The sequence below is a fragment of the Exiguobacterium sp. PvP048 genome (assembly GCF_040549175.1).
GTDB classification, from domain to species: domain Bacteria; phylum Bacillota; class Bacilli; order Exiguobacteriales; family Exiguobacteriaceae; genus Exiguobacterium_A; species Exiguobacterium_A artemiae.
The window spans coordinates 18833-33065 of record NZ_JBEPSU010000010.1; the positions used below are offsets into that span (position 1 = coordinate 18833).

14 protein-coding genes are annotated in these 14233 nt (G+C 50.7%); 9 read left to right on the top strand and 5 right to left on the bottom strand.

The features are described from left to right. Positions 1-199 precede the first annotated feature (199 nt). The 5 genes from ABIC15_RS13810 to ABIC15_RS13830 form a co-directional block, all read right to left on the bottom strand. Entirely contained in the window at positions 200-2986 is a 2787-nt protein-coding gene (locus ABIC15_RS13810) for a sensor domain-containing protein (RefSeq protein WP_354020957.1), read from the bottom strand. 132 nt (positions 2987-3118) lie between these two features. Then, the gene (gene treR, locus ABIC15_RS13815) at positions 3119-3829 is read right to left on the bottom strand and encodes a trehalose operon repressor (RefSeq protein WP_131502410.1); all 711 of its coding nucleotides are present in this window, start codon (positions 3827-3829) and stop codon (positions 3119-3121) included. A 46-nt stretch (positions 3830-3875) separates the two neighbouring features. Further along, a complete protein-coding gene (locus ABIC15_RS13820; protein ID WP_131972077.1) occupies positions 3876-4838 on the bottom strand; it encodes a hypothetical protein in 963 nt (320 codons plus the stop codon). Continuing rightward, positions 4831-5697 carry an ABC transporter ATP-binding protein gene (locus tag ABIC15_RS13825; protein ID WP_131502408.1) on the bottom strand — a complete coding sequence of 289 codons (867 nt, stop codon included), beginning with the start codon at positions 5695-5697 and terminating at the stop codon, positions 4831-4833. Before ABIC15_RS13825 ends, ABIC15_RS13820 begins: the two co-directional genes overlap by 8 nt. Further along, entirely contained in the window at positions 5691-6059 is a 369-nt protein-coding gene (locus ABIC15_RS13830; RefSeq protein ID WP_114597321.1) for a GntR family transcriptional regulator, read from the bottom strand. Before ABIC15_RS13830 ends, ABIC15_RS13825 begins: the two co-directional genes overlap by 7 nt. Positions 6060-6253: 194 nt before the next feature. Between ABIC15_RS13830 and prfA the strand changes: the two genes are divergently transcribed. The 9 genes from prfA to ABIC15_RS13875 all read left to right on the top strand — a co-directional run bounded on the left by prfA (position 6254) and on the right by ABIC15_RS13875 (position 14175). Then, positions 6254-7312, top strand: coding sequence for a peptide chain release factor 1 (gene prfA / locus ABIC15_RS13835; RefSeq protein ID WP_131502407.1), 1059 nt, complete (start codon positions 6254-6256; stop codon positions 7310-7312). Then, on the top strand, positions 7312-8160 hold the full coding sequence (gene prmC, locus ABIC15_RS13840; protein ID WP_131972079.1) for a peptide chain release factor N(5)-glutamine methyltransferase: 849 nt from the start codon (positions 7312-7314) through the stop codon (positions 8158-8160). Before prfA ends, prmC begins: the two co-directional genes overlap by 1 nt. Then, a complete protein-coding gene (locus ABIC15_RS13845) occupies positions 8157-9155 on the top strand; it encodes an L-threonylcarbamoyladenylate synthase (RefSeq protein WP_354020958.1) in 999 nt (332 codons plus the stop codon). Before prmC ends, ABIC15_RS13845 begins: the two co-directional genes overlap by 4 nt. A 17-nt stretch (positions 9156-9172) precedes the next feature. Next, a complete protein-coding gene (locus tag ABIC15_RS13850; RefSeq protein ID WP_012371560.1) occupies positions 9173-9688 on the top strand; it encodes a low molecular weight protein arginine phosphatase in 516 nt (171 codons plus the stop codon). A 5-nt stretch (positions 9689-9693) separates the two neighbouring features. After that, on the top strand, positions 9694-10134 hold the full coding sequence (gene rpiB / locus ABIC15_RS13855; protein WP_012371559.1) for a ribose 5-phosphate isomerase B: 441 nt from the start codon (positions 9694-9696) through the stop codon (positions 10132-10134). Further along, the gene (locus ABIC15_RS13860) at positions 10135-10674 is read left to right on the top strand and encodes a TIGR01440 family protein (protein ID WP_012371558.1); all 540 of its coding nucleotides are present in this window, start codon (positions 10135-10137) and stop codon (positions 10672-10674) included. A 110-nt stretch (positions 10675-10784) separates the two neighbouring features. After that, a complete protein-coding gene (gene glyA / locus ABIC15_RS13865; RefSeq protein WP_290828410.1) occupies positions 10785-12044 on the top strand; it encodes a serine hydroxymethyltransferase in 1260 nt (419 codons plus the stop codon). Between the two features lie 101 nt (positions 12045-12145). After that, positions 12146-12814 carry a response regulator transcription factor gene (locus ABIC15_RS13870; RefSeq protein ID WP_354020960.1) on the top strand — a complete coding sequence of 223 codons (669 nt, stop codon included), beginning with the start codon at positions 12146-12148 and terminating at the stop codon, positions 12812-12814. Next, entirely contained in the window at positions 12811-14175 is a 1365-nt protein-coding gene (locus ABIC15_RS13875) for a sensor histidine kinase (RefSeq protein ID WP_354020961.1), read from the top strand. Before ABIC15_RS13870 ends, ABIC15_RS13875 begins: the two co-directional genes overlap by 4 nt. Positions 14176-14233: the final 58 nt, after the last annotated feature.

Sequence of the window (14233 nt, forward strand, 5' to 3'; positions counted from 1 at the left end):
AACTTATATAGATAAGTTTGAAACCGCTTTGATCAATAAAAAAGGGGCTGACTCAAAAGTCAGTCCCTACAAAGAAAAGGATGGCAGATTCTAATTCTGCCGCCCTTTTCTCGTTTAAACAGGAATCACTGTTTCACGCAACTCCTACAGGAAAGAGCGTGAAAAGACGAGAGATTCCTTTTTGAGTCAGTCTTGTTTTTCAGGAAGATTGCAGCGCTTCGAAGACGAGATGGGACTGCTTCACATCCAAGTACTGACATTCATATTCGATCTGACCGTTATCCAGTTCGATCGCCTGAAGCGGTCGGACCGGAATCGGCTGTTGCTTCAAAATCAAAACGAGTTCAATCCCTTCATGAACAGGCAGATGTAGCGGGGAATAGAAGGAGACACTATGCATGGTCCCTTTGGAGACTGCGATATTTGTTCGACCGACGTGGATATCCTGTCCGTTCAACCGTTGAATCGTAATCGAAGCATCGATTGTCCGGGTGCTGATCGGAGAAGTCATCGCTTCCGTCGCTGCAATTTGCCGCCTACGCATCGCCTGTTCGAAATCTGCTTTTGGCAGGGGTTTACTGAACAGGTAGCCTTGAATAGTTGTACATTCGAGTCCCCGTAGGAAGTGAAGTTGTCCCATCGTCTCGACGCCTTCTGCGACGACATCCATTCCGAATTCCTTGGCCATGAAGAGGACACTCCGGACGACGGATTGCGTTTTTTTATCTTGGACCAACGTCGTCGCGAACTGCCGGTCAATCTTAATCGTGTCGATTGGATACTGTTGCAGGTAAGAAATCGACGAGTATCCTTTTCCGAAGTCATCGAGGGCGATCTTGATCCCCATTTGGCTGAGCATCTGAAGCGACTGTTGAATTTTACTGTTATCAAACAGGACATCGGTCTCGAGAATCTCGATTTCAAGCATGCTTGGGGAAACACCGAAGCGTTGGAGTGTCTCCTGGCAGGTCTCGGCAAAGTTTCCGTGAATCAGACGTTTGGGAGAAACATTGATCGAGACCGGAACGATCGGTAAGTCGGCAAGAATCCATTGGTTGATGTTCCGGCATGTTTCTTCGAGCACCCAGTCGGCGATCAGGATATGCATCTCGCTTTCCTCGGACAACGGGATGAAATCGTTTGGCGGAATCCGGCCCCAGTCCGGATGTTGCCAGCGGATCAATGCCTCGGCTCCGACGATCGTTCCGGACCAGGCGTTAACCTTCGGCTGGTACTCGAGGAACAGTTCATTCCGGCGGATAGCTGTCCGGATACTTTTTTGAAGCTGATGACGCCGGTAAGTCTCGATATTGAACGTCGAGGAATAGACGCTGTATTCATTCACACGGGCCCGACCGAGAGCGATGCTCGCTGTTTTGACAAGGTCTTCCGCCGAATCCGCATCTTCCGGAAAACGGCTCACACCGATGCCGATTGACGGGTACCATTCATAGGAATCGATGACGATCTTTTGTTTGGACAGTTCAATCAATTGTTCACAAATCTTGTTGATCGAACATTCTTCGACGACGTTCGGGAACAGGACGATGTATTCGTCTCCGTAGAGGTGACCAAAGTAAGAAGCAGTCGGCAGGTGGTGTAACAATTGTGTTGCTGTTTTTGACAACCACTTATCCCCAATCGGATAACCGAAATCATGATTGATGTCCTGTAAGGCATTGTAACTGACCGTCAAGACGCTGAACGTGGGATAAGTAGCAATCCATTGGTTCATTTGTTCAAGAACCAGTGTCCGGTTCGGCAGTCCCGTCACCCGGTCATGCATCGCCAGTTGAAAAATTTTCTCTTCCTGTTGTTTTAACTGTGTGATGTCCTGAATGACACTTTGGAAAGCGGAGACGACACCGTCTGCGCCACGGATCGGTGTCCGGTTTTCTAAAATCCAATGAATCATCTCATCGTGACGGATCCGATAGGAGACTTCGGACTCATGATTGGCGAGAACCCGGTGATAACTCGCTTCGACTTTTGATCGATCTTCGGGAAGAATCAAATCCTCGATCCAGAGCCCATCGACCTGTTGGTGCCGGTGCAACAATCCTTCAAAGATATTTTCAAATCCCCGTGTGTGAAAATCAATCTTTTTTTGATCAATATCGTACCGGTAAATCGCACTCGTCGACACTTGTTGGAACGTTAAAAACTTTTCTTTTTCATCATGAAGTTGTTTATCCAATGATTTGTGTTCCGAAAGATTGTAGATAACACAAGCGAGCTCTGCCTGTTGTTGCCGGTCATCTTGCCGGAACGCACATCGGCAGAAGATATCCTGATAACCATGCTGTGGATGAAGGACACGTGTTTCGATGTCGAGTGAAGGCAAACAGCGGTTTGTTTTCAACAAATCCAGATACTCACGAAACTCCTGTTGGTCAGCAGGATGAATCCGTTGTAAAAACTCTTGTTTAGACAAATGTTTGAGCTGTTCGGGCCGAACTCCGAATAATTCCGCGAACGAGTCGGAGGAGCGCAATAAGTTACCGTGCTCATTGAATGCGGCCAGGGCGATTCCCGGAAGTGTTTCGACCAATTGCTGATCAAACTGAATCGAGTCCATCTGCTGTCTCATCAGTCGGTTTGTTGTTAAATCGCGAGCAATTCCATAAGCTCCAACAATCAGACCATTGGCGAAGATCGGAATATTGACAATCATCATTTCCAGATAATGACCTTTCGAATGCCGGATGCGTACCGTATACGTCTCGCTTTGTCCCTGCATGACCTGTTGAAAATGGAACACTGTGCTGTCTTGATCGTCTGGATGAACAAAATGTTTGAAGTGGTTCATTAAAGCGTCTCTCGTATAGCCAAGTAATAGGGATGTTTTATCGTTTAGACGTGTGACACGTCCTAATATGTCGAGTGTATAAATCGCATCCGGATGGTTTTCCATGAAGTGTTCGTCAATGGTGGATACGTCCTGACCACGTTTTAGTAGGGTCTGTAGTCCTTTCTTAAATGACAATGGCAAAACCTCCAGTTAAAAAATATAAAAAGAAACCTAAAATTTGGGTCACATTTTTATAATATAACATTCAAATGGAAGAATGAACGTTTCGTTCAAAAAAACAAAAAAAGGACTCTGAGTTTAGAGTCCTTAGCGGCGGGCAATATCCGTAAACTGAAACTTATCGAGCCGGTGACGCGACTGTGTCCGTTCAAAATGCTGACCCTCGTAATAATAGGTATCATTCGTAATGACGATGACGTGGGTGGTGCCCTCGAGATCCAGATACTGCTGATCTTCCACCGTCGCGGGTTGGGCCTCGATTTTTCGTTTGGCATAACTGATCTGCCGCCCGAGTGTCTGTTCGATATACGCATAAATCGACGCACCAGCAATTTCTTTCGTCAAACCGGGGACGAGGGACGTCACGAACAGGTTGATATCAAAGATGACCCGCTCCCCGTCAATCGACCGGACCCGTTTGACCTGCGTGAGCGACGTACCGGGTGTGACATGGAACAACTGGGCCAGCTCCTCGGTCGCTTCGAGCAGTTCACAGGAAATGACATCGGTCTTGACGTCATGTTCGCCGATTTGCCGGTTCGCTTCAGAAAAGCTGACGATGCCGTTGAACTGAAAGGCAATCGCATCCTGACTGAGTACGAAGACTCCTTTTCCCTGGTGTTTACGGACGAAGCCCTTGTCCTGCAAGGCATCGATTGCTTTGCGGACCGTGCCGCGGCTGGCACCGAATTCCTGCATCAATTCCGTTTCCGAAGGAAGTTTGGTTTCGGCCGGTAACGTCCCGCCCTGAATCTGGTCGACCAATTGCTGATAAATCTGAAGATATTTTGGCATCATCGATTCCGTCCTTTATCCAAAGTGTTGGGGATAGTGTAGCACGGAATCAACGTTTCCACCCAATCATCCGGCGGTACGAACTAAAAGCAGGCCAGGCGAGAATCGCGACGGCAAGCCAGTAGAGAAATTGATTTTCAGACGAGATCACACCGATGACAGCTGCAAGCAAAATGGTCGTATAGACGGAGAAAACGATGATCAACAGCGGATGGATCTTCGGGAAAACCGTGAAACGGCCAAGGCGTTCGTTTTCGCTTCTGACATAAAGCAGACTGCCGCAACTGATTAAGAGGACCAGCAAGACCAGGTTGAATACGAGGGCGCTGATCAACTGTTCGTCTTGGAACAACAAGGTGAACGGTGAAGCCGTCGTCGTCAGGAAATCGAACAACGAAGCCTCCTCATCGGCGAGACCAAATCCGAGTGTCGTGATGGCGGCGATCGCAAAAAAGGTCAGGTAGTTTAAAAACAGGAAGAACAATCCGAGTAATAATTGGCCGATGACGTCGCCGGCAATCGTTCCCGCGAGTAAAAAGATACTGAAGACGACGAGATCGAATAGAAAATACGAGACAAAATCGAGCGTCAGGTCAGACAGGCTGACGTAGTCAAACGGATGAATGCCGCCGATTCCTTGTAAAATCAGCCAGCTGACGAAGAAACCGATGATCGGCAAAATCAGCAGGATGGCGACACCAAGACTCCATTTGATCCAGTAGAGCGTTTTTTTATTGACCGGCAAAGCGTGAAGCATTAAGCTCCGGCCGCTTCCACGCTCTTTTCCGAGGATTAAAATCGCGAAGACCGCCATCAGAATCGCGCCGAATCCGGCAAAACTCGGACTGACGAGGACGGATTGGATGATTTCGTTTTCTGCTCCACCGTATGTACCGAAGTTATCGATGACCGTGTAACTGCCGAAGCCGTAACTGAAGACAGCGAGCAGGAAAAGAGAAGCGAGTGGCCAGATGCCCTGCTTGATATGATAACGGATCAGTTGTTTATACATGTTGATCGCCTCCGAACGTTCCTAAAAAGTAATCTTCGAGTTGGACAGGTAACACATCTCTCAGTAACGGATTTGTCTTGTCGACGTAAGCGGCACCGGCTTCCGAGCGGACGATCAGCGTGACGACCCGGCCGGTTTGTGACAGGACGTGAACATCGTTATGGTGGAAATCCGGGACCGTCTCATAGGCGAGTTGCCATTTCTGCATGCTGGATTTCGCATCTTCGAGTGTTTGCGGTTCTTTGACGAGGTGTTGTTCGATCGTCATGATCCGGTCGGCCAGTGAATCGAGTTCCTCTAACTGATGGGACGCGATCAGGACGGCGGTTTGACGTTCGGCAAGCAAGGTCACAAGCTGTTTTAAGTAATTTCGTTTATTGATCCGGTCGAGTCCGTCCGTCGGTTCATCGAGTAACAGGACCGGTGCGTTGGTTGCGAAAGCAAGCTGCAGTAAAAACAGCTGGGCCTGACCTTTTGAGAGTGAGGTGACACGGCGTCCACGATCGAGATTCAACGACCGGCAATAGTTTTCAATAAAAGTCCGTTCGAAATTCGGATAAAACGCATTGTAAAAGCCGATCAATTCCCCGAGTGTCATCTGACGGTAGACGCCGATTGAATCCGGAACTAAAAACAGATGTTGCCGGGCTGACGGAACGTGATGGATGGACTGTTGGTTCCATTCGACTTTTCCGCGGGACGGCTCAAGTGCTCCGACGAGTGTTTTCAGTAACGTCGTCTTGCCGGCACCGTTTCGTCCGATCAGTGCTGTAATCGTTCCGGCTGGCAACGTGAACGAGGCGTTTTCGTAAATCATTTTGGAATCAATCTGTTTGGTCAGGTGAGACACGGTCAACATGAGGAATCCTCCCTTGTTTGGATAAGTAGTTGATAAAGATCTGCATTGGATATCGATAATTCATCGGCTACGCTGCACAGTGTCTGCACATGTGGTTGAATCGCAGCCTGTTTGACCTGTTCGATCGGTAAATCGGAAATAAAGGAACCTTTGCCGCGCATCGTGACGATGAAGTTACGGCTTTCGAGTTCCTGATAGGCACGGGAAACGGTATTCGGATTGACGAGTAACGTGCTCGCCAGTTCACGGACCGACGGCATCTGTTCACCGGACCGGAGAAGTCCGCGGGCAACCGCACGGATGATTTGGGCGACCAGTTGCTCGTAAATCGGCAACGAACTTTTAGGGTCAACCGTAAACATTCGATTACCTCCTTAAGTGTATTAATTCAATTAGTACACTAATTATAGGAAAATCCATCCAGGACGTCAAGTGGAGTAAAAAAAGGAGTGACGGGAAACGCTGCTAATAAGGAAGAAATGTTGCTCCGGCGTAACGCGACTCTAAATATTTGCTATACTGACGACAGAAGAATCATCAGGAAGGATGACCGAGAATGTTAGAGCGATTAAGTGCGTTGGAAGACCGTTATGAAAAATTAAATGACCTGTTGGCGGACCCCGCCATCATTAAAGATACGAATCAACTGCGTGAGGTATCGAAGGAGCAGTCCCAACTGGCACCGACCGTTGAAGTGTACCGCGTCTACCGCGATAAGATGGAAGCCTACCAGGAGGCGCGTCATATGTTGACGGACCCGGAGATGCGCGATCTCGCGAAAGAGGAAGTCGCCGTGCTCGAGCCGGAAATCAAGGAACTCGAGACGAAGCTGAAAGCTCTGCTCCTGCCGAAAGATCCGAACGACGATAAAAACGTCATCGTCGAAATCCGCGGTGCGGCAGGCGGTGATGAAGCGGCGTTATTTGCCGGCGATCTCTTTAAAATGTATTCGAAGTTCGCTGAAAAACAGAGCTGGAAAATTGAGATCATCGATGCCAGCTATACGGAGCTTGGCGGCTACAAGGAAATCATCTTCATCGTCAAAGGAACGGGTGCGTATTCGAAGCTAAAGTATGAGAACGGCGCCCACCGAGTCCAGCGTGTCCCGTCAACCGAGTCGGGCGGACGGATTCATACATCGACCGCAACCGTTGCCGTCTTGCCGGAAGCAGAAGATGTCGAAGTCGAGATTCACGACAAAGATGTCCGCGTCGATACGTTCACATCGAGCGGACCGGGCGGACAATCGGTCAACACGACCCAGTCGGCTGTCCGGGTCACGCACGTACCGACGGGAATCGTCGCCAGCTGTCAGGATGAAAAGTCACAAATTAAAAATAAAGAAAAAGCGATGAAGGTGCTGCGGGCACGTGTTTACGATAAGATTCAACGCGAGCAGCAGGCCGAGTACGATGAAAAGCGGAAATCAGCGGTCGGAACGGGTGACCGGTCAGAGCGGATCCGGACGTATAACTTTGCCCAAAACCGTGTCACTGATCACCGGATCGGTTTGACGATTCAAAAACTTGACCGGATTCTGCAAGGTGAGATGGATGAAGTCATCGATACTCTCGTCATGGAGTATCAGGCCCGGGCATCGGAGGCGGCGAACTGATGCGAATCGCAAAACGTCTGAATCAGGCACAAACGATGCTCTTGACGGCAGGACGCGAGGCCTCGAGTGCCGAATGGTTACTTATGCACGTTTTACAGGTCGACCGGACCGGATTGTTGATCCGTTTGTCGGACGAACTTGAGCCGGAACAGGACCTGTTGTTCAGTGAATATTTACTGGCCCATTTAAATGGTGTCCCGGTCCAGCATTTGATCGGATACCAACCGTTTTACGGACGCGACTTCCGCGTGTCACCCGCTGTCTTGATTCCGCGGCCGGAGACGGAAGAATTGATTGAATTCGTGACGGGACGCCTGCAAGGAGAAACATTCAAACCCGGTGAAATCGTCGATATCGGAACCGGCAGCGGAGCGATTTGTCTGACGCTTGCCCTTGAACTGAAACAACCGGTCACGACGGTCGATATTTCGGCGGAGGCGATTGCGGTTGCCAAAGAAAATCAACAGATGCTTGGCGGAGAGGTCACCTTTTTGGAAGGGGATTTGCTGGCACCGCTTGCTGACCGGTCAGTCCGGGTGTTAGTCTCGAATCCCCCTTATATTGAAGAAGATGAATTGCTCAGTGACGTCGTGTTTGACCATGAGCCCCACCTCGCGTTGTTTGGCGGGAAAGACGGACTCGTGTTCTACCGCCGCCTGATTGAAGACAGCAGTCGGATCCTGCGCGATGATTTTCGTTTGATTGCGTTCGAAATCGGACACAATCAGGGCGATGAAGTGCAAATGATGTTAAAAAAACGTTATCCAACTGTAGAAACGGGTATTTTAAAAGATATAAACGGTAAAGACCGTATCGTGTATGCGGAACGAAAGGATTGTCCAGAGTGAAGACGGAAATGATTCAGCAGAAGACATTAAATGAAGCGGCACGACTATTACAAGAAGGTGAAGTCGTCGCGATTCCGACGGAGACGGTCTATGGTCTCGCAGGGGATGCGACGAGCGAAACGGCCGTTCGGCGAATTTTCGCCGCGAAGGGTCGACCTTCCGACAATCCGTTGATTGTCCATGTCGCATCCATCGAACAGGCAAAGCAGTTCGTCACTCATATTCCGGATGTCGCGACTCAATTGATGGATACGTTTTGGCCGGGTGCCTTGACGATCATTTTAGAATCAAACGGACGTGCATCCTCACTCGTCACCGCAGGACTGGATACGATCGGATTACGGATGCCGGACCATCCGCTAGCGCTTGAGTTAATCGAAGCGACCGGGTTAGGTCTGGCAGCACCAAGTGCCAACCGTTCCGGAAAACCTTCACCGACGTCATCTGCGCATGTCGCACATGACCTCTCGGGCCGCATCGCCGCAATCGTCGACGGCGGGGAGACCGGAATTGGTGTTGAATCGACGGTCATCGACTGTACTACGAATCCACCGGTGATTTTACGACCGGGTGGCGTGACGCGGGAACAGATCGAATCGGTCATCGGGGATACGGCACTTGATCCTGCCTTATCGATGAAGGATCAGACACCGAAGGCACCGGGGATGAAGTACACGCACTATGCACCGGAAGCCACTTTATCCGTTGTGGCGGGCGACCTCTCATTCCTGCAGCAACTCATCGATGAAGCACGCCAAAATGGACAAAAGACAGGCGTTATTCTCTTTGACGGAGAAGACATCGAAGCCGATGTCCGTTGTTTCCTCGGAACAACGATGGAAACAGCTGCGCAACGTCTTTACGATTGTTTACGGCGATTTGATCAGACGACAGTAGATCAGATTTTTGTACGGGACCTATCAGAAGAAGGGGTTGGGCTAGCAGTCCGGAATCGGCTCCACAAGGCAGCAGGTGGTCGGATCATTCGCCCGTAAAGAAGGAGGATACTGAGATGAGCACACGTCGTGTATTGTTTATCTGTACAGGAAACACATGCCGCAGCCCGATGGCGATGGCATTATTACGCTCAAAAGTGGCCGATCAAGAATTCGATGTCCGCTCTGCCGGTCTGCGTTCGATGCAAGGGTTTGATGCTTCCGAAAACGCCTTACAGGTCTTACGGGAGCGCGGAATCGAACTCGAGCACTATACGCAAGTCTTTGACGACGTCCTCGGGCGTTGGTCGGATATCATCTTGACGATGACACGCAGTCATAAACAGGAAGTCGGCGAACGGTACCCGGAACTGAAAGACCGGACGTTTACGCTGTACGAGTATGTGACCGGCCTTGAACGGGATATCAATGATCCGTACGGCGGATCGATGAACGTCTATCGCCAAGTCCGAAATGAACTCGAACCCCTCGTCAACCGTCTTGTGTTAAAATTGACGCAGAACGGAAACGGAAGAAAAGCACCGGACAACCGAAAACTTCCGAAAAAACAACCTAAACAAACGGGGGAATAGTAACGATGAAAGTAGCAATTGGAGCAGACCATGGTGGTTTTAAGTTAAAAGCAGAACTGAATGAACTCTTACAGGAGCTCGGAATTGATTATACGGACTTCGGCACGTATTCATCCGAATCAATCGATTATCCGGACGTTGCGATTCCAGTCGCGGAAGCAGTTGCGAACGGTGAATTCGACCGTGGGATTTTAATTTGCGGAACCGGTATCGGAATCGGCATCGCTGCGAACAAAGTCAAAGGTATCCGCGCGGCGCTCGTCCATGATACGTTCAGCGCAAAAGCGACACGTCAGCATAACAACTCGAACATCCTGACGATGGGCGAACGTGTCATCGGACCGGGCCTTGCGCGTGACATCGCGAAAATCTGGCTCGAGACGGAATTCGAAGGCGGACGTCATGAAAACCGTGTCTGCAAAATCTCAGATTATGAGGTGAAGTAAATGGATTTGGAACAAATCAAACAGGATCTCGAAGCCTCATTGACGGAACTGAATGAACGTTTTCCGTTGAAAGGAAAGTTGCTTGTCATCGGCTGTTCGACAAGTGAAGTCATCGGGAAACAAATCGGGAAAGCGGGTTCACCCGAAGTCGCAGAAGCGTTATTCGATGTCTTTGATACGTTCCGTCGTTCGCATCAGGTCGATCTGGCGTTTCAAGGCTGTGAGCACATCAACCGTGCTTTGACGTTGGAACGGCAAATCGTTGAACGGCTCGGTCTTGAAGCCGTGACGGTCGTTCCGGTTCCAGAAGCCGGCGGTTCGATGGCGAGTGTCGCGTATCAGCGGTTTTCGGCACCAGTCGTCGTCGAAGCGATCCAGGCCGACGCCGGCATCGATATCGGCGATACGTTCATCGGGATGCACTTGAAACATGTTGCGATTCCCGTCCGTCTGCCGCACCGCGAAATCGGTGAGGCACATGTGACGGCTGCCGTGACGCGACCGAAACTAATCGGTGGCGCACGCGCTAAATACGAATGATTTGCGCAAGGGGTTGCACTCCCCTTGCTTTTTTAATGGATTTTTAGAGGGTGCCCGCAAGAGATTATTCGTGTTAAGATAGGTTTATCGAAATGAATGGGGGAATTCAGATGGAACAAACACCACTAACGTATCTGAAACAGCAAGATGAGGAACTCTTTTCGGCTATGCGCAAGGAACTAGGACGTCAACGCGATAACATCGAGTTGATTGCGTCAGAAAACTTTGTCTCACAAGCGGTCATGGAAGCTCAAGGCAGCGTGCTGACGAACAAATACGCAGAAGGTTACCCGGGTCGTCGTTATTACGGCGGTTGTGAGTTCGTCGATTTAGCAGAAAACTTGGCACGTGACCGTGCGAAGGCCATCTTTGGAGCAGAACACGTCAATGTTCAGCCACACTCAGGTGCCCAGGCCAACATGGCAGTCTACTTCACGATTCTCAATCAAGGCGACACGGTCCTCGGGATGAACCTCTCCCATGGTGGTCACTTGACACACGGCAGTCCTGTGAATTTCTCCGGTGTTCAATACAACTTCGTCGAGTACGGCGTCGATCCAGAAACAGAGATGATCGATTATGATGTCGTCGCGAAGCTTGCGGAAGAACACAAACCAAAACTGATCGTTGCGGGAGCATCGGCTTATCCGCGCGTGATTGACTTTAAACGATTCCGTGAAATCGCGGACAGTGTCGGTGCCTACCTGATGGTCGATATGGCGCACATCGCGGGACTCGTCGCAGCAGGTCTGCACCCGAACCCGGTCGAACATGCACACTTCGTCACGACGACGACGCACAAGACGCTTCGTGGACCGCGCGGTGGAATGATTCTTTGTAAGGAAGAGCATGCCAAAGCAATCGATAAATCGATTTTCCCGGGTATTCAAGGTGGACCGCTCATGCACGTCATCGCAGCGAAAGCCGTTGCCTTTGCGGAAGCATTAGCACCTGAATTCAAGGATTACATCGAGCAAGTCGTAGCCAACGCGAAAGTCCTCGGTGAAGAATTAACGGCACGCGGACTGCGGATCGTCTCCGGCGGTACCGACAACCACTTGCTGCTCGTCGACCTGCAGCCGCTCGGCATCACAGGGAAGCTGGCAGAGCATGCACTGGATGAAGCCGGTATCACGGTCAACAAAAACACGATTCCATTTGACCCGGCAAGCCCGTTCGTTACGAGTGGAATCCGGATCGGAACAGCGGCGATGACATCACGCGGTTTCAAAGAAGCAGAAATGAAACAAATCGCAGAACTGATCGAACTCGTTCTGAAAAATCCGGAAGATCAAGAAACACTGACAAGTGCCCATAAGCAAGTTCTCGCTTTGACAGGCCGTTTCCCACTTTACCCGGAACGCGGTTAAGAGTTACCCGTACGAGCACCACCTCGACCTTTTCGATTGATGAGAAGTGCGGGGTGGTTTTTTGATGACCTGTAGGCAGAACAAAAAGGATGTGAGAGGAAATGAAGATTTTAGTCGTCGAAGATGATTTGCATATTCAGCGACTGATCCGCGAGACACTCGAGGCGGACGGACACCGGGTGACAGCGACGGCTGACGGGAACGAAGCAGCCACTTGGATCGACCGACAACTGTTTGAGGCAGCCGTTCTTGATGTGATGGTGCCGGGACGAAGCGGTTTTGAGTTATGCGCCTTGTTGCGGGCGAATCAGGAAATTCCGATTCTGATGCTGACGGCACTCGGGGAACTGACAGATAAGCGTGACGGTTTTTCAGCGGGAGCCGACGATTACATCACAAAACCGTTTGATCCGGAAGAACTGGTTTTCCGGCTGCATGCGGTCGCTCGACGCTATCAAAAAGCCGCTGTACCGGCGATGCAGTTCGGTGACGTCACGATTGATAAACGGAGCCAGCAGCTGACGATTGGAACGACACGGTTGACGATTCCCCGACGTGAATTTGAATTGTTACATCAACTGGCAAGCTTCCCGGGACGGGTCTTCAGCCGCGAAGAACTGATTGAACAGGTCTGGGGACGCGACTTCATGGGTGACGATCGTACGGTCGACGTCCATATCAAACGGTTGCGAACCCGGTTACACCAGACGAAGGCGATCACAATCGAGACCGTCCGTGGTCTCGGATACCGGTTGGAGGTAAAATCATGAAGTCGTTATATGTCAAAATCGTCGGTCTTGTCTGCCTGGTCCTGCTCGTGTCCGCATTGATCGCCCTGTTAATCAGTAACGTCCTGTATTACACGGTCTGGCAAGCGTCCTACAGTCAAAAGGTCGAAGAGGCGGTCGAGACGTCTTTTGCGTATTACGAACGGCACGGGGACCGGCGGGTCGATTCATTTTACGAGATGCTCAGTGCGACCGGTTTTCAGCTTTATGTCGTTTCGGAATCTGGACAAGTCAAACGGTTCGGGAATACGTTTCGGGATGAAACCCTCGCACCCGAAGTCATTCAAGCCGTGCAGGACGGGAAGGTCTATCAGGGCATGCGGGACTATCCGTTTCATCTGTTCCTGCTCGGATTGTTCGATAACGAAGTCATCAATACGTACGGAACGTCTCTGCAAACCGACACCGGAACGGATGCCGTATTCATTCGTCCGGACTTAAGCCGGCAGATTCGTGAGCTGCACCTGTTCGTCGGAGCATTCCTGGCGTTACTCGTCCTGCTGAGTTTCCTGCTGCTCGTCTTTTCGATCCGTTATCTCGTCCGTCCGATTAAACGTTTGACGACGGCGACGGAACGGATGACGGCAGGCGATTATTCCGTTTCGGTCGCGACAACCGGACAGGACGAAATCGGGGAACTGTCACGCCGGTTCGACGAGATGGCGCAAGCCGTCGCCAAATCGGACGCGGAACGAAAAGCATTTGTTGCCAATGTCTCACATGAATTCCAGTCACCGCTGACGACGATCCGGGGATACGCGGAGCAGCTCGAACGGTCTGCTGAAACGGAAGAGCGTCTGAAGTTACGGACGATCGGACAGGAAGCGAAACGGATGGCCGAGTTGACGCGTCAATTGCTGACCTTGGCCCGGCTTGACGAAGGACGGCCGCTTCGACGCCAGCCGATTCCGCTCGTCCAGTCGATTCAGACGACTCTTGAGACACTGAGTTATCAGTTGGATGAACGCGGAGTCGCCGTCGCCCTGGAAGCCTCGGACGATCCGGTGATTCTGGCGGATGAGTTGGCACTGGAACAGATTTTTCAAAACCTGATTCGGAATGCCTTACATGTCTCGGCGGAAGGTGATTTGATTACGATTCAAGTCGACACCGCAGCCGATTCTGTCATCGTTCGGATCAAGGATCAAGGTCCTGGCATGACGGAGGAAGTCATCGCTCATGCATTCGAACGTTTTTATCAAGGGGATGCCTCGCGCGGGACAAGCGGGACCGGTCTTGGACTCGCGATCGTCAAGGAGACGATGGATCAGTTGGAAGGACAGATTCGGATCGAGTCGATTCCCGGTACGGGCACGACGATGGTGCTGACTTTTTTAAAGTAAGACGGAGTCGTTCATATTCCGTTCATCTTCGTCCGCTACAATCAACCCTGTAACGTAC

Bases quoted from the DNA above. Each gene is read 5' to 3' on its own strand.
- treR (WP_131502410.1), bottom strand. From the start codon at position 3,829: ATGATGCCAAAATATCTTCAGATTTATCAGCAATTGGTCGACCAGATT.
- ABIC15_RS13820 (WP_131972077.1), bottom strand. From the start codon at position 4,838: ATGTATAAACAACTGATCCGTTATCATATCAAGCAGGGCATCTGGCCA.
- ABIC15_RS13825 (WP_131502408.1), bottom strand. From the start codon at position 5,697: ATGTTGACCGTGTCTCACCTGACCAAACAGATTGATTCCAAAATGATT.
- ABIC15_RS13830 (WP_114597321.1), bottom strand. From the start codon at position 6,059: ATGTTTACGGTTGACCCTAAAAGTTCGTTGCCGATTTACGAGCAACTG.
- prfA (WP_131502407.1), top strand. From the start codon at position 6,254: ATGTTAGAGCGATTAAGTGCGTTGGAAGACCGTTATGAAAAATTAAAT.
- prmC (WP_131972079.1), top strand. From the start codon at position 7,312: ATGCGAATCGCAAAACGTCTGAATCAGGCACAAACGATGCTCTTGACG.
- ABIC15_RS13850 (WP_012371560.1), top strand. From the start codon at position 9,173: ATGAGCACACGTCGTGTATTGTTTATCTGTACAGGAAACACATGCCGC.
- rpiB (WP_012371559.1), top strand. From the start codon at position 9,694: ATGAAAGTAGCAATTGGAGCAGACCATGGTGGTTTTAAGTTAAAAGCA.
- ABIC15_RS13860 (WP_012371558.1), top strand. From the start codon at position 10,135: ATGGATTTGGAACAAATCAAACAGGATCTCGAAGCCTCATTGACGGAA.
- glyA (WP_290828410.1), top strand. From the start codon at position 10,785: ATGGAACAAACACCACTAACGTATCTGAAACAGCAAGATGAGGAACTC.
- ABIC15_RS13870 (WP_354020960.1), top strand. From the start codon at position 12,146: ATGAAGATTTTAGTCGTCGAAGATGATTTGCATATTCAGCGACTGATC.
- ABIC15_RS13875 (WP_354020961.1), top strand. From the start codon at position 12,811: ATGAAGTCGTTATATGTCAAAATCGTCGGTCTTGTCTGCCTGGTCCTG.